The sequence below is a fragment of the Finegoldia sp. BIOML-A1 genome (assembly GCF_009678325.1).
GTDB lineage: Bacteria > Bacillota > Clostridia > Tissierellales > Peptoniphilaceae > Finegoldia > Finegoldia magna.
On the sequence record NZ_WKZF01000002.1, the window covers coordinates 173,937 to 194,936 of the forward strand.

Genomic DNA, 21,000 nt, shown 5'->3' on the forward strand with positions numbered 1-21,000 from the left:
CTATTTTACTAAAAGATACAAAAAAATCAAGGGGTAAGAATTTTACCCCTTTTTTAAGATTTTTTAGTTATTATTTATTTTCGTCGTCATCAACAACTTCATAATCAGCATCTACAACATCATCATCTTTTTTAGATTCTTGTGAAGCTCCCGGTTGTTGAGCTGTGTTTTCATATAGTTTAGAACTTAATTTGTACATTTCTTGAGTTAATTCATCTGTCTTAGCTTTAATATCGTTGTTATCTCCTGAGTCTAAGATTGATTTTAAAGCTTCTACTTTTGAACTGATATCAGATTTTTCGGATTCTGAAACTTTGTCACCTAAGTCTTTGATTGTCTTTTCAACTTGGTAAATTACAGATTCAGCGTTATTCTTTGTTTCAATAGTTTCTTTTTTATTTTTATCTTCTTCAGCATACTTACTTGCTTCGTCAACTTTTCTCTTGATTTCTTCATCGCTCATTTTAGTTGAAGAAGTAATTGTCATAGCTTGCTGTTTTCCAGATCCTAAATCTTTAGCACTTACGTTTACAATACCATTCGCATCAATATCAAATGTTACTTCAATTTGAGGTACTCCTCTTGGGGCTGCTGGAATTTCAGTTAAGTTGAATTGTCCTAACAAAGTATTGTCAGCTGCCATTTCTCTTTCGCCTTGTAGCACTTTGATTTCCACGGATGTTTGACCGTCAGCTGCTGTTGTAAATACTTGAGATTTTTTAGTTGGAATTGTAGTGTTTCTTTCGATTAATTTTGTACATACTCCACCTAAAGTTTCGATACCCAATGATAAAGGTGTAACATCAAGTAACAATAAATCTTTTACTTCACCAGTTAATACTCCACCTTGTAATGCTGCACCAATAGCAACACATTCATCTGGGTTAATATCTTTTTGTGGATTTTTTCCGATTAATTTTTTAACAGCTTCTTGAACAGCTGGAATTCTTGTAGAACCACCAACTAATAATACTTTTTCAATATCGTTGTGACTTAATCCAGCATCTTCTAGTGCTTGTCTTACTGGTTTTAAAGATTCTTCAACCAAGTCAGATGTTAATTCATCAAATTTTGATCTTGTAATATCCATATTTAAATGAACTGGAGTTCCATTTACTGCAGAAATAAATGGTAAGTTAACATTAGTAGAAACTCTTGTAGATAGCTCTTTCTTAGCGTTTTCTGCTGCATCTTTAAGTCTTTGTTTAGAAGTAGCATCTTTTCTTAAATCTACACCATTTTGTTTCATGAATTCATCTGCAAGATAGTTTAATAATTTTTCATCAAAATCATCTCCACCTAGTCTGTTATTACCACGTGTAGCTAATACTTCGAAGACGCCATCTCCAACTTCAAGGATTGAAACGTCGAATGTACCACCACCTAAGTCATAAACCATAACTTTGTGTTGATCAGTTTCTTTATCAATACCATAAGCCAATGCAGCCGCTGTTGGTTCGTTGATTATTCTTTTTACGTTTAAACCAGCAATCTTACCAGCGTTTTTAGTTGCTTGTCTTTGAGAGTCTGTAAAGTAAGCTGGAACAGTAATTACTGCTTCTGTAACTTCTTCTCCTAAATAACTTTCAGTGTCAGCTTTTAATTTTTGCAAAATCATTGCTGAAATTTCTTCTGGAGAATAATCTTTACCATCAATGTTTACTTTGTATTCAGTACCCATTTCTCTTTTAATTGATGTGATTGTTCTGTCTGGATTTGTAATTGCTTGTCTTTTTGCTGTTTCACCAACTAATCTTTCACCATCTTTAGTAAATGCTACGATTGATGGAGTAGTTCTATTACCTTCAGAGTTAGGAACTATAACAGATTCTCCACCTTCCATAACTGCTACTGCTGAATTTGTTGTACCTAAATCAATACCTATTACTTTACTCATTATAAAATCCTCCTTTTAGATTTTTATCTATATTTAAAATTCTTATTTACTAACTTTGACCATTGCAGGTCTAATACATTTGTTATTCAAAATGTAACCTTTTTGGAATACTTCTAAGATCATATCTGAATCCTTATCACTATCTTCAGTAATAACCGCATGATGATAGTTTGGATCAAATTTATCTGAACAATCTACTTCTTCCAATCCAAAGTCTTTTAAAGATAAAAGTAGGTTGTCTCTAATTAATTCAACACCGCTAGAGAACTCATCTTTTTCTTCTTTACTACTGATAGCTCTATCTAAGTCATCTATTATAGGTAGAATTTTCAAAATCAAAGACTCATTGGCTAATTCAATAGACTGTTGTCTTTCTCTATTTGTTCTATTCTTATAGTTGATAAAATCCGCTTGTAATCTTTTTAAAGAATCTTTTAAATCTTCTATTTCAGAATTTACAACTTCATCTTTATCGCTTTCGACTTCTTCTTTTACTGACTCATTTTCATTTTCATTTTTATTTATTTTTTCTTTTTCTAAGTCTTTTTCTCCATTTTTTACATCTTCTGAAGACTGATTTTGCTTCAACTTTTCTTCATTATCTTTCATAATAATCCCCCCTAATAATTAATCCATTAATTCTTCTAGATAATTTAAACATAGCTTCTATTGAAAGTTCATAATTCATTCTCATGGGAGCAACAATAGCTATAACACCGATGTTATTCTTGTTGAAGAAATAAGAACTCTTGATGATTGTGTTTTCAACAAGTGATTGTTCGTTATTTTCATCTCCCACTTTAATGTCCAAGAAATTATCTGAAGAATTCAAAATATTCACTATTTTGTCTTTGTCTTCAAGGTATTCTATTATGGTTTTGACTTTGTCTAAGTCGCTGTATTCACTATACTTGAAAATATTTGATAAGCCTTCAACAGATATATACATTGAAGATAACTTATCTTTTTCATTTTCAATAATATCGGTAATTGCACCTTTAAAAAGATCATTATATTTGTATTTTGAAGAAAATTCATCTAAATTATCATAAACTTCATTTAAATTTTTCCCTAAAAAAAGTTTCTTCAATAGAAAATTAATCTTAATTAATTCATTTGATTCTATGACTTGCTCTGATGAAATGACAGTATGATTTAAATCACCAGAATCATATAACGTTAATAAAACATAATTATATTCGCTAATTGGAAGCAGCTCTATGTGAGATAAATGCATCCTATCCGATTTTTTTAACATAGAAATAACTGGATACTGAGTTATCTCAGATATGAATTGAGAAGAAGATTTAATTAATTTCTCCGGTTCAACAATTCTTTCATAGGGTTTTCTTATAGACATCAACGAAGAGCTAGAATCATCAGTTTTATAAAGTTTGTCTAAAATATAATCCACATACAATCTGAAAGCTTTTTGCGATGGAATTCTTCCTGATGAAATATGAGATTGAACTAAATATCCCAAATCACCTAAGTCGCTCATTTCATTTCTGATAGTTGCTGGACTGAAACCTATATTATAATTCTTTGATAAAACTCGAGATCCTATTGGCTGAGCAGTCTTAATATAATTGTCTATAGTAGCGATTAAGATATTAAATTTTCTTTGTGTTAAATTTTCATTCAAGACCTCACCTCTTTTTTGTTAGCAACCTATTACCTTGAGTGATAATAAAATTATACACTACGATTTATACTGTGTCAAGTGTTATACTAAAATATCTACGAAAAAACTATTTGACACGAAAAAGCCTTGATTTGTAAAGCTTATATGGTTGTTGTTTAAAGTTAACAATCCTTTATTGATCCAGTTATCGATTAATTTTTTGTTATTCGTATATAAATTTATACCAAATTTTTCAAAGTATTCTTTTAAATCTAATCCATCTTTTAATCTCATATTGGTTATTATGAATTCAAATTCTCTTTTTTCTAAATCAATTATCTCAGAAAAACTAATAGGCTTTTCATTTTTTATTATTTTGTTTTTGTAATCGGGGTAGAAAAACTCATTTGTATATCTCATTTGATTTAAATATCCAGATGAAGATAAACCAAATCCGTAATACTGCTCGTCTTTCCAATAAATCTTGTTGTGAATGGATTCAAAATTATCTTTTGCAAAATTAGAAATTTCGTAGTGTTTGTAATTTTCTAATCCATTACAAATCTTCATATACATTTCGTATTCTATATCATCATTTCTATTTATGTCTTTATAGTTTTTGTAAAATTTTGTTCCAGGTTCTAATATCATGTTATACCAAGAAACATGGTTTGGATTAAGTTTTCTAATATAATAAAGATCATTATCTAGAGACTCTAAGGTTTGATTTGGAAATCCAAATATTAAATCAATTGAAATATTATCAATGTAACCTTTAATTATTTCAAATGACTTAAAAACATCTGATACTGTATGCTGTCTTCCTAAAAATTTGTTGTACTGATCATTAAATGATTGAACTCCTAATGATACTCTATCTATACCAACTTTTTTATAGTTTTCAATTTTTTCTTTTGTGACGAACTCTGGATTGCATTCAATAGTAAATTCCTTTAATTGTAAGTTAAAACAGCTATCTATTACGTTATACGTTTTTTCAATATATTTAGAATCCACAAGATTCGGTGTTCCTCCTCCTATATAAATGGTATCTATTCTGTCATTAGGATTATTGTACATATTTATTTCTTTTTGTAATAAATCAAAGTATTCATCAATTCTTTGGTATTGTTTCGTCATTGTTGAAAAATCACAATAATTACACTTATAAGCACAAAAAGGTATGTGAATATAGATTCCTTTCATAACTCCTCCTATAAAAATAAGCCAAACTTTCGCTTGGCTTAATAAATTTAATTTCCTTCATCATATTTTAAGACTGATAAGAAAGCTTCTTGAGGAACATCTACGCTACCTACCGATCTCATTCGCTTTTTACCTTCTTTTTGTTTTTCTAATAGTTTACGCTTTCTAGTTATATCTCCACCGTAACACTTAGCAAGTACATCTTTTCTGTATGCTTTTATAGTTTCTCTTGCGATAATTTTATTTCCTATTGCAGCTTGTACAGGAATTACAAATTGATGTCTTGGTATTTCATCTTTAAGTTTCGTTACTATTTTTCTTGCTCTTTCATAAGCTAAATCTTCGTGAACAATTAATGTTAACGCGTCAACTTTTTCTGAATTAATCATTATTTCTAGTTTAATTAAATCAGATTTTTCATAACCAATTAACTCATAATCCAAAGATGCGTAACCTCTTGTTTTTGATTTTAAAGCATCATAGAAATCATAAATCACTTCATTTAATGGTAATTTGTATTTTATTGTTACTCTTTTTTCATCAAGGTAAGTCATATCTATGAAAGTTCCTCTTTTTCCTTGACAAAGTTCCATAATTACTCCGACATAATCTGTAGGAGTCATGATTTCAGCATGAACAACAGGCTCTTCAACATAATCAATTTCAGTTTCCTTTGGGAAATTTGTAGGATTTTGTATTTCTACTTCAGTTCCATCTTTTTTATGAACTTTATATATTACACTTGGAGCAGTAGCAATGATATCTAAGTCAAATTCTCTATCTAATCTTTCTTGAATAATTTCCATGTGTAACAACCCTAAAAATCCACATCTCAATCCAAAACCTAGTGCGATTGATGTTTCATTTTCAAATGTTAAAGCTGCGTCATTAACTTGAAGTTTTTCTAGTGCATCTCTTACAGAATTGAAATCTTCACCTTCAGCAGGATAAATACCACAATAAACCATTGGTGTAACTTGCTTATATCCCTCCAGAGGTTTATTTACAGGATTGTTTTTATCTGTTATAGTGTCACCTACTCTAGCATCTTTTACATTTTTGATACTGCAGACAACATATCCTACATCTCCAGCGCTAATTTCATCTGTGCTTATCATTCCGGAAGATGTGTAACCACATTCAGTAACTTCAAATGATTTGTTAGTAGACATCATTAAAATTTCAGATCCTGGCTTTATACAACCATCAAAAACTCTGACATAAACGACAACGCCTTTATAAAAATCGTAATATGAGTCAAATATTAATGCCTTTAGAGGCTTATTTTCGTCCCCAATTGGTGCAGGAACGTTATTAACTATATCTTCTAGAACATCTACTATATTTATTCCTTCTTTTGCCGATACTGCAGGAACATTTTCAGCATCTAATCCAATAATATCTTCTATTTCCTTTTTTGCAAAATCAATGTCGGCACTTGGTAAGTCTATTTTATTTATTACAGGTAAAATTTCTAAATTTTGGTCGATGGCCAAGTATACATTTCCTAATGTCTGTGCCTCTACACCTTGCGTTGCATCGACAATTAATACTGCACCTTCACACGCTTTTAATGATCTACTTACTTCATAAGTAAAGTCAACATGACCTGGTGTATCTATTAAATTCAGATTGTATACATTACCATCTTTAGCCTTATAAGATAATTTAATGGCTTTTAATTTGATTGTTATACCTCTTTCGCGTTCCAAGTCCATAGAATCCAAAACCTGTTCACTCATTTCTCTATGAGTAAGCATACCTGTCTCTTCAATCAATCTATCAGCTAATGTTGATTTCCCATGATCTATATGCGCAATTATTGAAAAATTTCTTATGTATTTTTTATCGTTTTTCATTTAAATCTCCTAAATCGAACCAATCTTATCAACAGGATATAACCTAAAGAAAACTACACCGATTATCGAATCTTTATTAATAGGTCCTATGTACCTGCTGTCATTATAATTATCTAATTCTCTATCATCATTTATAACAAAATATTCATCTTTACTTAAAACCCATTTATTGTTGTTTAATTTTTTGGACTGTTGTAGCAGAATATAAGGTTCATATATTCTTTTTCCATTAACAAAAATATCATCATTTATAATTTCCACTGAATCCTTAGGCATTGCAATAACTCTTGCAATATTAGATTCTGAATCCTTCTGATCATAATACTGAACTATATCAGTTTTTTTAATATATCCAGTAATTTTGTTTAATTTGTTAATGAGAACAAAATCTCCAGAAGTTAAAGTGGGACTCATATTTGATGATTTTACTATTTGTGTTTCTAAAATAAAAGTTTTTATTACGAAACATACTACTAAAGCTATAAATATTGCAAATAGCAAATTTGAAAACTTACTATTTAAAAATTTCTTCATACTATCACCATTCTTTACCAACCTATTATAACATAATTTACAATTAATGTTCTAGATTACTTGAAATAATTAATTCTATAGTGTATAATAATAACACTGTTCAAAAATAAAGGAGGGATATTATGGCAAATATTAAATCAGCAATTAAAAGAATTGATGTAACTAAACTTGAAACAGCTAGAAATAAATCTAAAAAATCAGCTATCAAAACTTTCATAAAGAAATTTGAAGCAGCTGTTGAAAAAAACGATAAAGAAGACGCTACTAAATTATTTAATTTAGCAACTAAAAAGATTGACCAAGCTGCAAGTAAGAACACAATTTCTAAAAACAGTGCAGCTAAAAAAATTAGCAGAATGGCTAAAGAATTAAACAAATTAGCATAGAAATAATGTAAAGGATCCATTACATTATTTAAAGGTTGAAGTAAATTCAACCTTTATTTTTTTGCTAAAATTTCGCAAATACTATTTTCTATATAGTACTTAGAATTTAACGTATTTGTTTTTAAGGTAGTTTCTATTTCATACATTTTATGAATCGCAAATCTTAACTGGTCATACCTCCAATTTTTCACAAAAGTTTGAACTTTATTTAATTCGTATGATGATATTTTTACTCTCTTTGTGATTTCAGTTTGCGAAACTTTCAAACGTAGAAGTTCTTTTATATATAATAAATTTCTAAATAATCTAATAACCATATGAAGTGTTTTAAAAGTGTCTGATGTGTCATTTATAAGTAAATTTAAGTAATATATCGTCTTAGATAAATCTTTTGATGCTATTGAATCTGTTAAATCGAAAATATTTTTATCATATTGATTTATTAGAGAATTCAAATCATGTTCTGTTATTTCATCTTTCTCTAAATTTATAAACTTATCTAATTCATTATTAACATCAATTAAAGTCTTTTCAGAATTTTTTATAAGATAAAGAGAATATTCAATAAAAATGTTAACGATATTATTATTAATCTTCTTCCCTTTTAGGTAATTTATTATATAAGCTTTTAATTGATTTCTGTTTAACTTATTGAATTCAATATCTGATCCATAGTTTATTATTTCTTTTAAAAATTTAGACTTAAATACATTTCCGTATGATGTCATTATAATCAAAGTATACTCTGGAATCTCTCTAATATAAGGTAATAAATTATCAATACTTTCCTTGTTTTTTGAAATTCCTGTTTTAGTTAAATCTACATCATCGATTAAAATGAGTCTTTTATCACTAAACATAGGAATAGTTTCAGAAGAACTATATATTTTTTCGAAATTTGATATTTCGTACTCATCAAAACTTTGAGCCTTGTAGTGCTCTTTTATTAATGACAGATATTTTTCTATATAAAACTTTTCTTCTCCGTGTATTAAAATTAGATTAGACAACAAATTATTATCTAATTTTTGTTTCGCCAATGAAAAATCCATCTTTTGCTCCTCTACTCTTAAAGTAATATAATACGAAAATTGTTGTAATAATTGAATTTTGTTCTTTCACTAAAATATTATAAATCGAATACTTATCTCTATTAGATCTTATAGTATTAAATATCTTGCTTGAGACAATCTCAATGTTTCCATCTTTATCAGTTCTTTTTATTGGAATATTTAGTTTATTTAAATTATCTAGTGTTTCATGATGTGGGTGTCCATAATCATTTCTTAGACCTACAGAAATAATAGATATTTTGGGATTAACCTTTTTTAAGAAATTTAAATCTGAACTGTTTTTACTTCCGTGATGGGAAATTTTCAACACATCAGATGTTATATCTTCATTTAAAATATTTCTTTCATATTCTCTAGAAATGTCTCCTGTAATTAGTAATGAAATATCATTAACATATACTTTGTAAACTATAGATTTATCGTTCTCTTCATCACTTATGGGTTTATCAATGACTTTGATATAAACATTTCCAATTTTTAGTAATTGATTATCTTGTAGATTTACGTAATGGTTATTTTGATTATACTTGCTTTTTAATATTTTTTCTCCATTAGTTCTAGATAAAACTATTGGATTATAAGATTTGTTAATATTAATTAAATTTTTACTATGATCTTCATCAAAATGAGTCAAGAATACATAATCAAGATTATTTAAACCTATTTTGTGTAGATATTCTACAAGGTAAGTTCCAGATTTATCTTCTGATTTGTATGAACCTCCTGTATCTATCATAAAACTTTTAAAATATTGTCTTACAAGTAAGCAATCACCTTGACCAATATCCACAAAGTTTATATGCGTAATAGGATTAAAAATATTTAAAATTATCGGCATAATTACGCTTATAAAAAACATATTTTTTAAAGTTTGTTTATTAAAATCGTTTAAAGTTTTAATGTAGTGTCTGTTATAAATCTCAAATATTATTATATAATAAACAAAAATCATCAATATAGAAAAGCTCATAAAACTATGAATTTGTATATTAAATGAATTAATTGTAATGAAGATATAATTTATAATCTTTAAACAAAATTTTATAATTTGAACAAATACATAATTAAAGCTATTAGGTATCAAAAGTACAATAGCCGACAATTGTATGATAAGTGTAAAAATAGGTAAAATAATGGTATTTCCAATGATAAAACCAAATGTAAATTCATTAAAAAACCTAAGTTGTATTGGTAATAATATTATATAAACTAAAGAGGAAAGCATCAAATAATTACGTAGTTTGCTGTTTTGTTTTTTGAATTTTGGATACAAATATAAAATAGTAAATGTTGCTAAAAATGAAAAAATAAATCCGACATCAAATAGATTATATGGATTCATAAGCAAAATTAAGATAGCTGCAATAATTAAATTATTTAAATTATACCAGTCTATCTGCATTTGATTAGATAATTCCACTATAACTAACATAATAAACGCTCTTAATATTGATGAAGGTAGTCCTACTGCATATCCATATATTGCAATTAAAAACAAAGATAACCAAGAAATAATTTTTCTGTTAATCTTAAAAATACCAAATAATTTATTAAAAATCGTGTATAGAATAATAATATGTAGCCCACTTATTGCAAATATATGACTTATTCCTAATGTCTTAACATTATTAGTGTAATCTTCACTCAAAAAATTAAACCCTGTAAATACTGACTTTAAAACAGATGATTCAATATCATTAAAATTTGAATATAATTTAAAAACTATGTGGTTTAAAATTTTGCTTCTAATACTTAAAAAAAGTGAATTAGACTTTCCTATTATATCAGGATCAGTCCTACAGTATATATCTCCATATATATTGCTCTTTAGTAAATAAAATTTATAGTTGAACATATATGGATTACCATTTGTATATGCTTTATTAACTTTTGATCTAATATTGACAATATCACCAATATTTAAATCTTTTTTTGTTGTTAATAAAAATTTTATTTTATATTGATTAGTTCCCTTTACAATATACTTTTTATTTGATCTGTTTTTATTTATTACTACAGCGTTAATATCTACAAATTCATTATCCTTGATATTGTTGTAATTATCATTAATAAGGTTTAAATGAAAAATAGTCAGAAATAATACCAACAGTGATACAATAAGTTTATTTTTATCTTTAAACAGAAATATTCCTGTAATCACTACATCAACTGCTAGAAATATTGGATTGAAATATATGTATAAAATTGTTGTTAAAATTATCTGTATTAAAATTACCGTAGTGATTAACATTTTTCACCTAATTAATAGGAATCACAGCTAATAATCGCTGTGATTCCTTGTATTTTTAATTATTTGCTTAAATTATAAAAAGTCTTTATTCCATCGTATACTGCAGTGGATTCTAGCATATCTTCAATTCTTAATAATTGATTATATTTACAGATTCTATCAGTTCTTGATGTTGAGCCAGTTTTGATTTGTCCAGCATTAGTAGCGACAGCAACATCGGCTATAGTAGTATCTTCTGTTTCTCCCGATCTATGAGATATTACGGCAGTGTATCCATGTCTTTTAGCTAGTTCTATGGCATCAAGAGTTTCAGTTAAAGTTCCTATTTGATTTAATTTAATTAGAATGGAGTTACATACACCCATTTCTATACCTTTTTGTAATCTCTTAACATTTGTTACAAATAAATCATCGCCAACTAATTGAATTTTTGAACCTAATTCTTTAGTTAGTTTTTTCCAACCATCCCAATCATCTTCAGCTAATCCGTCTTCAATAGAAATAATAGGATATTTTTCAACTAAGTTTTTATAATACTCAATCATTTCATCACTTGATCTAACTGCATTGTCTCCAGCCATATTGTACTTACCATCTTCATAGAATTCACTAGCTGCAGCATCTATAGCAATCATTACATCTTTTCCTGGTTCATAGCCAGCTTTTTTAATAGCTTCAACTATAGTTTGTAATGCTTCCTCATTAGATTCGAGATTTGGTGCAAAACCACCTTCATCTCCTACAGCAGTATTTAATTTTCTAGACTTTAATACATTCTTTAAATTATGAAATACCTCAGTACCGATTCTTAAAGATTCTTTGAAGTTTTCTCCACCTACAGGCATAATCATAAATTCTTGAATGTCTACATTATTATCAGCGTGTTGTCCACCATTTAGAATGTTCATCATTGGTACAGGTAAAGTCTTACCGTTTACTCCTCCAATATATTCAAATAATCTTTGTCCATTTTCATCTGCAGCAGCTTTTGCAACAGCTAAAGAAACACCTAAAATAGCATTTGCGCCAAGTCTAGATTTATTTTCAGTGCCATCTAATTCTATTAGATAATTATCTATTCCAACTTGATCAAACACATCCCAACCTACTAATTCATCTGCTATTTCTAAGTTTACATTATCAACAGCAGTTTCTACTCCTTTTCCAAGAAATCTTTTTTCATCATTGTCTCTTAATTCCACAGCTTCGTGTACTCCAGTAGAAGCACCTGAAGGAACTATCGCTGATCCCATTGCTCCGGCTTCAGTATAAACTTCAACTTCAACTGTAGGATTTCCCCTAGAATCTAAAACTTCTCTTGCATAAATGTCAATTATTGAGCTCATTATTTATTCTCCTTTTTTAATTAAAGATTTACCTGTCATTTCAGAAGGTTTATCTATTTTCATCAATTCTAAAATTGTTGGTGCTATATCAGCTAAGATACCATTATTCAATTTGATATCTTTGTCTGGATATTCTATAAAAGGCACAGGATTAGTTGTGTGTGCCGTGAATGGTCCTCCTGTCATTTCATCGATCAAATATTCACTATTCCCATGATCAGCAGTTATCAAAGCGTGATATTTTCCATTTTTATCTATAGATTGTAATATTTCGTCTAGACATTTATCAACAGTTTCAACGGCTATTTTGTCTGCTGAAATTACACCGGTATGACCAACCATATCCGAATTTGCAAAGTTTAAAATGATTAAGTCGTATATATCTTTATTAATGACATCAACTACATGATTTTTAACTTCTACAGCACTCATCTCTGGCTTAAGATCAAAAGTTGATACTTTTGGGGATGGAATTAGTATCCTATCCTCATTTTTGAATTCTTTTTCTATACCACCATTAAAGAAAAATGTTACATGGGCATATTTTTCTGTTTCTGCAATTCTTAATTGCTTTAATCCATTTTCAGAAATAATTTGTCCTAACACATTATTATATCTTTGTTTTGGATAAGCTATTTGGACATTTTGGATAGTTTTATCATATTCTGTCATTGTTACAAACAAAATATCTTTGTATTTTGTTCTTTTAAAACCATCAAAATCATCGTCTACAAAAGCTCTTGTAAGTTGTCTTGCTCTATCTGGTCTAAAATTAAAGAATATAAAAGAATCTTCATTTTCGACTTTTGTTATGTTATCATTTTCATCGACTATTGCACATGGTTCAATAAATTCATCAGTGATATTTTTATCATAACTATCTTGTAAATATTCGACTGGGTCATTATTTTTATTTCCTACTCCATTAGTAATGCAATTATATGCTTTTTCTACTCTGTCCCATCTCTTGTCTCTATCCATTGCATAATAACGACCACAAACAGATGCAATCTTACCTACACCAATTTCTTTTATATCACCTAGTAATTTTTGTAAATCATTTTTTGCAGATGTTGGTGATACGTCTCTTCCATCTGTAAAACAATGTATTACTACATCATAAAAATCTAACTTTTTGCACATTTTAAGGATTGCTACAAGGTGATCATAATGAGAATGAACTCCACCAAAAGAAACTAATCCTAGTAGATGAAGTTTTTTATTTTTTTCTTTAGTTTTTAAGATAATATTTTTTAAAACTTTATTTTCATAAAATTTTCCAGATTCTATGTCATTAGTAATTTTACTTAAATCTTGATAAATTATTCTACCAGAACCAATATTCATATGTCCTACTTCGGAATTTCCCATTTGGCCTGCTGGAAGACCTACTTCATTTCCTGAAGCAATCAATTGTGAATTTGGATATTCACTTATTAGTCTATCAAAAGTTGGAGTATCAGCTAATTTAATAACATTTCCTGGATAGTCTTTGCCTAATCCCCAACCATCTAAGATTACAAGAATTAATTTGTCTTTCTTATTTCCCATAATTAATTAGTTTAGAAAAACTTTCTGCTTCTAAACTTGCACCCCCTACTAAAGCTCCATCAATGTCTTCTTTTGACATAATATCAGTTACATTTTCAGGTTTTACGCTTCCGCCATATTGTATTCTAATTGAATCAGCCAGATCTTTGCTATACATTTCTTCCAATAAATTTCTTATAAATTTACACATTGATTGTGCATCGTCACTTGAAGCTGTTTTACCGGTTCCAATAGCCCATATTGGCTCGTAAGCGATTACTAGTTTAGATCTTAATTCTTCTTCACTTATTCCTTTTAAGTCTGATTTTATTTGTGATTCAACAATTTTTTCGTGATTGTTAGATTCTCTTTGTTCTAAGTTTTCTCCACAGCAAAGTATTGGCTTAAGATTGTGATTTAAAGCTGATATTATTTTTTTATTTAACAATTCATCGTCTTCTTTAAAAATAGTTCTTCTTTCAGAATGACCAATTATAACATAGTCAACTCCTAGATCTTTCAGCATGTTCGGAGAAATTTCTCCTGTAAATGCACCACTATCTTCGAAATACATATTTTGTGCTCCAGTAGAAATATTTGTACCTTTTAAAGCTTCTGTGAGAGTTTTTAGTGATGTAAATGGAGATATTATACAAGCTTCTACATTATCAGAAAATTCGAAATTCTTTAAATCATTTAGAAACTGCTTAGTTTCTCCATCTGTCATATTCATTTTCCAGTTTCCTGCAATTAATGGTTTTCTCATATTACTATCTCTCATCAATACAATCAATACCAGGTAAGACTTTGCCTTCTAAGAATTCCAAAGAAGCTCCGCCGCCTGTTGAAACGTGTGTTACTTTGTCTTTATTTCCAGATTTTGCAATTGCTGAAGCACTATCTCCACCACCAACAATAGTTGTAGCATCAGATTTTACTAAAGAATTTGCAACTTCAAAAGTACCTTTACTAAATTGTTTGATTTCAAATACACCCATTGGTCCATTCCATACAATAGTCTTGGACTTTTGTATTTCTTCATCAAAAATCTTTATAGTTTTAGTTCCAATGTCAAATCCTGCAATATCGTCCGTAAATTCATCTATACCAATTACTTTTGAATCAGATTCTTCTGTCATTTCTTTAGCTGCGACAAAATCAACTGGCAAGAATATTTTAACCCCTTTTTCTTGGGCTTTTTCTAATAGTGATTTTGCTAAATCTAATTTATCTTCTTCGATTAAAGATTTACCGACATTTTTTCCTTGTGACTTGATGAAAGTATATGCCATAGCACCACCAATTAGTATAGTATCAACTTTATCCAATAAGTTTTCTATAACCCCAATTTTATCAGAAACTTTTGCACCACCTAATATTGCTGTAAAAGGTCTTTCTGGATCATCAAGAGCTTTTCCCATGATTTCTATTTCTTTTTGAACTAAAAATCCTACAGCACTTGGTAAGAACTTAGACACTCCTACGTTTGATGCGTGAGCTCTATGACTGGTTCCAAAAGCATCATTTACATATAAATCAGCTAATTGTGATAATTCTTTAGAAAACTCTTCATCATTTTTTTCTTCTTCTTTTCTATACCTTGTGTTTTGAATTAACATAATTTCTTTGGGTTGTAATTTTTTACTTTGCTCAATAACAGAATTATCCACAACTTTATCATTATCAACAAATTTTACTTCTTGACCAATAATTTCAGAAAGCTTTTCTGCAACCGGTTTTAATGTGAATTCAGGTTTTGGTTCGCCTTTTGGTCTACCTAAGTGACTCATTAAAATAACTTTAGCATTATTATCTATTAAATACTTTATTGTTGCGATAGATGCTTCTATTCTATTCGTATCAGTAATAATACCATCTTTAATTGGAACATTAAAGTCTACTCTAACTAATACTCTTTTATTTTCAACATTTAAATCTTTTAGTGTTTTTTTATTCATAGATTAACCTTTCTTTGAAAAGAGTCGATTGCAAAAATATTTTACCATCGACTCTAAATAGTTTTATTATCTTGTAGCTATAATCTTTGCTAAATCAAATACTCTTGAACTATAACCCCATTCGTTATCATACCAAGAAGCAATTTTTACCATATTTCCTAAAGCATAAGTCATATCAGCATCAAATATTGAACTTCTTTCATCTCCAATAATGTCTGAAGATACTAATTGATCTTCAGAATATCCTAAGATTCCTTTTAATTCGCCTTCACTAGCTTTTTTCATAGCATTATTGATATCTTCTTTTGTAACTTCCTTACCTAAAAGAACTGTTAAATCAGTAATAGATCCAGTAGGTGTTGGTACACGAACTGCAAGTCCTGTCATTTTGCCTTCTAATTGTGGTAGAACTTTACCAACAGCTTTAGCAGCACCTGTAGTTGTAGGAATCATACTTAAAGCAGCTGCTCTTGCACGTCTTAAATCCTTGTGGTGAGCGTCTTGAATGTTTTGATCATTAGTATAAGCGTGAATTGTTGTCATTAACCCTTTTTCAATTCCAAATTCATCATCTAAAACTTTAGCTACTGGAGCTAAACAGTTAGTTGTACATGATGCATTGGAAATAATCTCATCATTTTCTGGGTCATATTCTTTGTCATTTACTCCAACTACGATCATTTTAACATCTGATTTACCTGGAGCAGTTAATAATACTTTCTTTGCACCAGCTTTAATATGTTTTGATAAACCTTCTTTGTCTTTAAAAGCACCCGTTGAATCGATAACTAGATCAACACCTAATTCTTTCCAAGGTAATTCTTCTGGATTTCTGTTATTTACAACAGTTATTTCCCTATCACCAATTTTAATTTTGTCATCCGCTAATACTTCAACGTCTTTTTCAAAAGTACGATAAATTGAGTCATACTTTAAAAGATGTGCATTTGTTTTAAGGTCACTTGTAATATTCAATGCCACTAATTCAAGATCAGGGTCATTTTTTTGAATTAAAATTCTTGTTACATCTCTACCTATTCTTCCAAATCCACTAATTGCTACTTTCATTTAATCCTCCTTGAAATATTTCATAATACATACTTTTATTATATACCCGATATATAATCTTATTAATCAAATTTTAAACCTCAATATGAAGAGTATAATTGGATATATTTGTGCAATGGTCAGATATTCTTTCCAAATTCGATAGAATATCTAAGAAATTAACTCCAACTGTAGAATCACATTCATTGTTGTTAATTCGTTTGATATGATTATGTCTATATTTTTTTTCTAAAAAGTCTACATTATTTTCAATATTTGCGACTTTAGAAGCCAATGATTGATCATTATTTTTAAATGCCATAGTTGAATCTATAATTGCATTTTCTACATTTGAATATAAATCTTTATATTCATCGATAGCTACTTTGCTAAATTCTTTTTCTTCGTCATAAACAAGAGTTACAATTCCACATATATTTTCAACATGATCTCCTATTCTCTCGAGATCATTAAGCATATCTTGCATAATAAAAATTTGTGTATGTTCTTCATCTGAAATAGATTTATTAGATAATTTTACAAGATACTCAACGATATGTTTTTCCAAATTATTAATTCTTTTTTCTTCTGCTAATATTTTTGATCTTAGTTTTTTGTTACCTGTCATAAAGTATTCATCAACATTTTTAAAATTTTGATATACAATGTCACTCATTCTAATAACTTCAAGTCTAGCTTGTTCAACCGCAATAGAAGGAGTCTCTAAAATTCTGTCATCTAAATATTGTAAGTCTTTTGCGTGTTCTTCACCTGGAACAATTTTCATAGCAGCTTTAACTAAAAAGTTTGAAACTGGAAGTTGAATTGCAACGTTTATTATATTGAATAAAGTATGATAATTTGCTATTTGTCTTGAAACATTTAATGGAGTTAACATAGATACTATGTTTTGCATCAATTTATTTAAAAATAGTAGGACAATTATTGTACCAATTGCGTTAAATAACAAATGTATTATGGCTGCTCTTTTGGCATTTTTCCCCGCTCCTACAGATGAAAGTAATGCAGTAGTTGTAGTACCAATATTTCCCCCTAATAAAAGAGGAGCTGCTTGATTGATTGTCAATAATCCTTGTTTACCTAGAGCTTGTATCAAACCGATTGAGGCTGAAGATGATTGTACTGCAGTAGTTAAGAAAAATCCTACAAAAACTCCAATTACCGGTGAGTTTAATTTTAATAAAGCATTTTTAAACCACAATTCTTTTGATAGTGGATTCAATCCATCTCCCATGGTATTCATTCCTATGAAAATTAAACCTAGACCAACAAAAACTTCGCCTAGATTTTTTTTCCTATCATCTTTTGCACTCATATATAAAAGTACACCAAAAGCTACAATTAATGGTGCATATTTTGCAATATCAAAAGCGATTATTTGCGCAGTAATTGTAGTTCCGACATTTGCTCCTATAATTACTCCAACAGCTTGATTCAAAGGCATTAAACCTGCATTTACAAAGCCCACAACCATTACTGTTGCTGCAGATGATGATTGTATTACCATCGTTACTACTATACCTAGTAACACACCTATGTATTTATTCCTAGTTAAAGAACCTACTATCTTTTTTAATTTATTACCTGACGATTTTTGGAGACCTTCACCCATTATTGTCATTCCGAACAAGAAAAGTGCCAACCCACCTAAAACCGGAGTTATAATATCCATAATACCTCCTACTTTAATCCTGGAAAATCTATCTGTCTCAATGCTTCAAATAAAACTATATTGCACGAATTTGCTAAATTTAATGATCTATCAATTTCCATATTCATTGGAATCTTTATAGAATGATCATTGTGCTTAGCTACCAAATCTTTATCTATACCTGAAGATTCCTTTCCGAACACGAAAAAATCACCATCTTGATATTCAAGCTCATGATAATATTTTGTTGCAAAAGTTTCAACATAAAAAACTCTATCATTTCCTTTAATATATTCTAAAAATTCATTCATATCATCATGAATAACTAAATCAACTTTATCCCAATAATCCATGCCGGACCTCTTTAATAATTTGTCATCTAGTCTAAAGCTAAATGGCCTAACTAAATGTAATCTAGAATTAGTTAGAACACAAGTTCTTCCTATATTTCCTGTATTAGAAGGTTTCTCAGGTTCTAAAAGAACAATATTTATCATATCCACCTCTTTACGATTCTTTAACTATATTTTAATATTCCCATAAAAAATATACCATAAAAGAAATAGTATTTCAATTTTAAAAACGATTAAAATTTTAAAACAAAAAGACCATCAACACAAAATTGTTGACGGTCTGTCGATTATAAATATTGTTTTATTTTTTCAACTATTTTTTCTGTTGTAAATCCAAAGTGATCCATTATTTTACTACCTGGAGCGCTCATTCCGAACTCATCTATTCCTATATTTAATCCATTAAGTCCAGTATATTTTTGCCATCCATAAGTTGACAAACATTCAATGCTAACTCTTTTTTCAACATTTTTTGGAATAACAGAATTTTTGTATTCTTGATCTTGTTTGTCGAAAATTTCTTGACACATCATTGATACAACTTGAGCTTTAACTCCTTCTTTTTCAAGAGCCTCACATGCATCTAATGCAAGCTTAACTTCAGAACCTGTTGCTATTATAACTAAATCAGGAGAATTTTGTTTTTTAAGAATATATCCACCCTTTAGAGCTTCTTCGTTAGTTTCTTTTAAATTTACTAATTTTTGTCTAGATAATACTAAAGCTGTTGGTGTTTCTTTATTTTCTAATGCTATCTTGTATGCCATTGATGTTTCAAATCCATCAGCAGGTCTAATAGTATTAAGATTTGGAATAGTTCTAAGCATTGCTAATTGTTCTATTGGTTCATGAGTAGGTCCGTCTTCTCCAACACCAATTGAATCATGAGTCAATATATATAGAACTTGTCTCTTCATTAAAGATGACAATCTCATCGCTGGTTTTAAATAATCTGAAAAAATCATAAATGTAGCGCAATAAGGAATTAATCCACCATATAAACTTATACCATTCGTGATAGCAGCCATTGCGTGTTCTCTAACACCGAATTGTATGTTCCTTCCGGATCTATTTGTTTGCGTAAATACATCTAAACCATCCATAAATGTTTTATTAGATGGAGCTAGATCCGCAGATCCTCCAACAATATTTAATTGTTTATCTTTTAATCTATTTAATAAAACATGTGAGTATGATCTTGTAGCATCATCTTTTTCGAAGCTAGTAAACTCTTTAGATGTTAAATATTCTTCATCAATTTCTTTAGATAAAAATTTCATTAATTTATCATAAAGGTCTTTGTGAGTGTGTTTATAGTCTTCAAACATACTTTCCCATTCAGAATAATATTTTTCCTTTTCTGAAGTTGATTGTGCAAAAAGTTCCTTAACTTCTTGCGGAATATAAAATTCTTCTGTAAAGTCTAATCCTAATTTTTCTTTTAAACTTGGAATGTTTTCTGCGCCAATTGGAGCTCCATGCGCTTTTGCAGTTCCTTCAACAACACTTCCATAACCAATTTTTGTTTTTATTTCAATAAATGATGGTTTATCTGTTGTTTTCGCAAGTTCGATAGTTTCTCTTATTTTTTCTATATCATTTCCATCTTCTACAAAATAAGTATCCCAGCCCAACGCTTCATATCTAGCTCTGACATTTTCCGAGAAAATATTTTTTGTATCGCCTTCAATTGTTATATTGTTAGAATCATATAAACAAATCAATTTTGAAAGTTTTAATGATCCAGCTATTGAACTAGCTTCATTAGTTATTCCTTCTTGAAGACAACCATCACCAACAATTGTGTAAGTATAGTTATCAAAAATTTTGTGGTTTTCGGTATTAAATTGGCTGGCCATATATTCCTGAGCAATTGCCATACCAACAGCCATGCTCAATCCTTGTCCTAGAGGACCAGTCGTAGCATCAATTCCTTTTGTATGCAAATATTCTGGATGTCCTGGTGTTAAGCTGTTGTATTGTCTAAATTCTTTTAAATCATCAACAGTTATTCCAAATCCAAATAAATGTAAAAGTGAATATAACATTGCAGACCCATGTCCAGCCGATAAAATAAATCTGTCCCTATTTATCCAATCGCTGTGTTTTGGTGAAAAATGCATTATGTCATTAAATAATGTAAATGTCATAGGGCTTGCACCTAAAGGAAGTCCAGGGTGGCCTGAATTCGCTTTTTGAATCATTTCTACAGATAATAATCTAATAGTATTAATAGCTAATTGTTTTTTGTCCATATCATTCTC

General features: G+C 29.1%; 17 protein-coding genes. 1 reads left to right on the forward strand and 16 read right to left on the reverse strand.

Features of this window, described 5'->3' with window-relative positions; translation table 11 throughout:
• Positions 1-70 precede the first annotated feature (70 nt).
• The 6 genes from dnaK to lepB all read right to left on the reverse strand — a co-directional run bounded on the left by dnaK (position 71) and on the right by lepB (position 7,120).
• Positions 71-1,897 carry a molecular chaperone DnaK gene (dnaK, locus tag GKG00_RS03170; protein WP_094224707.1) on the reverse strand — a complete coding sequence of 609 codons (1,827 nt, stop codon included), beginning with the start codon at positions 1,895-1,897 and terminating at the stop codon, positions 71-73.
• Positions 1,898-1,939: 42 nt separating this feature from the next.
• Entirely contained in the window at positions 1,940-2,506 is a 567-nt protein-coding gene (locus GKG00_RS03175) for a nucleotide exchange factor GrpE (protein WP_154254229.1), read from the reverse strand.
• Positions 2,496-3,542, reverse strand: coding sequence for a heat-inducible transcriptional repressor HrcA (gene hrcA / locus GKG00_RS03180; RefSeq protein ID WP_154254231.1), 1,047 nt, complete (start codon positions 3,540-3,542; stop codon positions 2,496-2,498). The genes GKG00_RS03175 and hrcA overlap by 11 nt, the downstream gene beginning before the upstream one ends.
• A gap of 81 nt (positions 3,543-3,623) precedes the next feature.
• Positions 3,624-4,727, reverse strand: coding sequence for a radical SAM family heme chaperone HemW (hemW, locus tag GKG00_RS03185; protein WP_154254232.1), 1,104 nt, complete (start codon positions 4,725-4,727; stop codon positions 3,624-3,626).
• Positions 4,728-4,774: 47 nt separating this feature from the next.
• On the reverse strand, positions 4,775-6,586 hold the full coding sequence (gene lepA / locus GKG00_RS03190) for a translation elongation factor 4 (RefSeq protein WP_094224711.1): 1,812 nt from the start codon (positions 6,584-6,586) through the stop codon (positions 4,775-4,777).
• Between the two features lie 9 nt (positions 6,587-6,595).
• On the reverse strand, positions 6,596-7,120 hold the full coding sequence (gene lepB, locus GKG00_RS03195) for a signal peptidase I (protein ID WP_094224712.1): 525 nt from the start codon (positions 7,118-7,120) through the stop codon (positions 6,596-6,598).
• Between the two features lie 122 nt (positions 7,121-7,242).
• Between lepB and rpsT the strand changes: the two genes are divergently transcribed.
• The gene (gene rpsT / locus GKG00_RS03200; protein WP_002836452.1) at positions 7,243-7,506 is read left to right on the forward strand and encodes a 30S ribosomal protein S20; all 264 of its coding nucleotides are present in this window, start codon (positions 7,243-7,245) and stop codon (positions 7,504-7,506) included.
• 53 nt (positions 7,507-7,559) lie between these two features.
• Here rpsT and holA read toward each other — a convergent pair whose 3' ends face one another.
• The 10 genes from holA to tkt form a co-directional block, all read right to left on the reverse strand.
• A complete protein-coding gene (holA, locus tag GKG00_RS03205; protein ID WP_154254234.1) occupies positions 7,560-8,558 on the reverse strand; it encodes a DNA polymerase III subunit delta in 999 nt (332 codons plus the stop codon).
• A complete protein-coding gene (locus GKG00_RS03210; RefSeq protein ID WP_154254236.1) occupies positions 8,524-10,830 on the reverse strand; it encodes a DNA internalization-related competence protein ComEC/Rec2 in 2,307 nt (768 codons plus the stop codon). Before GKG00_RS03210 ends, holA begins: the two co-directional genes overlap by 35 nt.
• Before the next feature lie 59 nt (positions 10,831-10,889).
• Positions 10,890-12,176: a phosphopyruvate hydratase gene (eno, locus tag GKG00_RS03215; protein ID WP_094205699.1), complete on the reverse strand. Its 1,287-nt coding sequence runs from the start codon at positions 12,174-12,176 to the stop codon at positions 10,890-10,892.
• Between the two features lie 3 nt (positions 12,177-12,179).
• A complete protein-coding gene (gene gpmI, locus GKG00_RS03220) occupies positions 12,180-13,727 on the reverse strand; it encodes a 2,3-bisphosphoglycerate-independent phosphoglycerate mutase (RefSeq protein WP_154254237.1) in 1,548 nt (515 codons plus the stop codon).
• Positions 13,717-14,472, reverse strand: a complete 756-nt coding sequence (gene tpiA, locus GKG00_RS03225) for a triose-phosphate isomerase (protein WP_094205827.1) — start codon at positions 14,470-14,472, stop codon at positions 13,717-13,719. The genes gpmI and tpiA overlap by 11 nt, the downstream gene beginning before the upstream one ends.
• 4 nt (positions 14,473-14,476) lie before the next feature.
• Positions 14,477-15,664 (reverse strand): phosphoglycerate kinase, encoded by a 1,188-nt coding sequence (locus tag GKG00_RS03230; protein ID WP_094205701.1) that lies wholly within the window; start codon positions 15,662-15,664, stop codon positions 14,477-14,479.
• A gap of 66 nt (positions 15,665-15,730) precedes the next feature.
• Positions 15,731-16,732, reverse strand: a complete 1,002-nt coding sequence (gene gap / locus GKG00_RS03235) for a type I glyceraldehyde-3-phosphate dehydrogenase (RefSeq protein ID WP_094207151.1) — start codon at positions 16,730-16,732, stop codon at positions 15,731-15,733.
• 73 nt (positions 16,733-16,805) lie between these two features.
• Entirely contained in the window at positions 16,806-18,404 is a 1,599-nt protein-coding gene (locus tag GKG00_RS03240; RefSeq protein ID WP_154254239.1) for a Na/Pi cotransporter family protein, read from the reverse strand.
• Positions 18,405-18,412: 8 nt separating this feature from the next.
• A complete protein-coding gene (locus tag GKG00_RS03245) occupies positions 18,413-18,880 on the reverse strand; it encodes a tRNA (cytidine(34)-2'-O)-methyltransferase (protein WP_094207153.1) in 468 nt (155 codons plus the stop codon).
• 143 nt (positions 18,881-19,023) lie between these two features.
• Positions 19,024-20,991, reverse strand: a complete 1,968-nt coding sequence (gene tkt / locus GKG00_RS03250; RefSeq protein WP_154254241.1) for a transketolase — start codon at positions 20,989-20,991, stop codon at positions 19,024-19,026.
• Positions 20,992-21,000 lie beyond the last annotated feature (9 nt).

Excerpts from the sequence above, each read along its gene's own strand:
- GKG00_RS03210 (WP_154254236.1), bottom strand. The coding sequence starts at position 10,830 with ATGTTAATCACTACGGTAATTTTAATACAGATAATTTTAACAACAATT.
- gap (WP_094207151.1), bottom strand. The coding sequence starts at position 16,732 with ATGAAAGTAGCAATTAGTGGATTTGGAAGAATAGGTAGAGATGTAACA.
- GKG00_RS03240 (WP_154254239.1), bottom strand. The coding sequence starts at position 18,404 with ATGGATATTATAACTCCGGTTTTAGGTGGGTTGGCACTTTTCTTGTTC.
- GKG00_RS03175 (WP_154254229.1), bottom strand. The coding sequence starts at position 2,506 with ATGAAAGATAATGAAGAAAAGTTGAAGCAAAATCAGTCTTCAGAAGAT.
- lepA (WP_094224711.1), bottom strand. The coding sequence starts at position 6,586 with ATGAAAAACGATAAAAAATACATAAGAAATTTTTCAATAATTGCGCAT.
- tkt (WP_154254241.1), bottom strand. The coding sequence starts at position 20,991 with ATGGACAAAAAACAATTAGCTATTAATACTATTAGATTATTATCTGTA.
- GKG00_RS03230 (WP_094205701.1), bottom strand. The coding sequence starts at position 15,664 with ATGAATAAAAAAACACTAAAAGATTTAAATGTTGAAAATAAAAGAGTA.
- holA (WP_154254234.1), bottom strand. The coding sequence starts at position 8,558 with ATGGATTTTTCATTGGCGAAACAAAAATTAGATAATAATTTGTTGTCT.
- gpmI (WP_154254237.1), bottom strand. The coding sequence starts at position 13,727 with ATGGGAAATAAGAAAGACAAATTAATTCTTGTAATCTTAGATGGTTGG.
- GKG00_RS03245 (WP_094207153.1), bottom strand. The coding sequence starts at position 18,880 with ATGATAAATATTGTTCTTTTAGAACCTGAGAAACCTTCTAATACAGGA.
- hemW (WP_154254232.1), bottom strand. The coding sequence starts at position 4,727 with ATGAAAGGAATCTATATTCACATACCTTTTTGTGCTTATAAGTGTAAT.
- tpiA (WP_094205827.1), bottom strand. The coding sequence starts at position 14,472 with ATGAGAAAACCATTAATTGCAGGAAACTGGAAAATGAATATGACAGAT.
- eno (WP_094205699.1), bottom strand. The coding sequence starts at position 12,176 with ATGAGCTCAATAATTGACATTTATGCAAGAGAAGTTTTAGATTCTAGG.
- lepB (WP_094224712.1), bottom strand. The coding sequence starts at position 7,120 with ATGAAGAAATTTTTAAATAGTAAGTTTTCAAATTTGCTATTTGCAATA.
- rpsT (WP_002836452.1), top strand. The coding sequence starts at position 7,243 with ATGGCAAATATTAAATCAGCAATTAAAAGAATTGATGTAACTAAACTT.
- dnaK (WP_094224707.1), bottom strand. The coding sequence starts at position 1,897 with ATGAGTAAAGTAATAGGTATTGATTTAGGTACAACAAATTCAGCAGTA.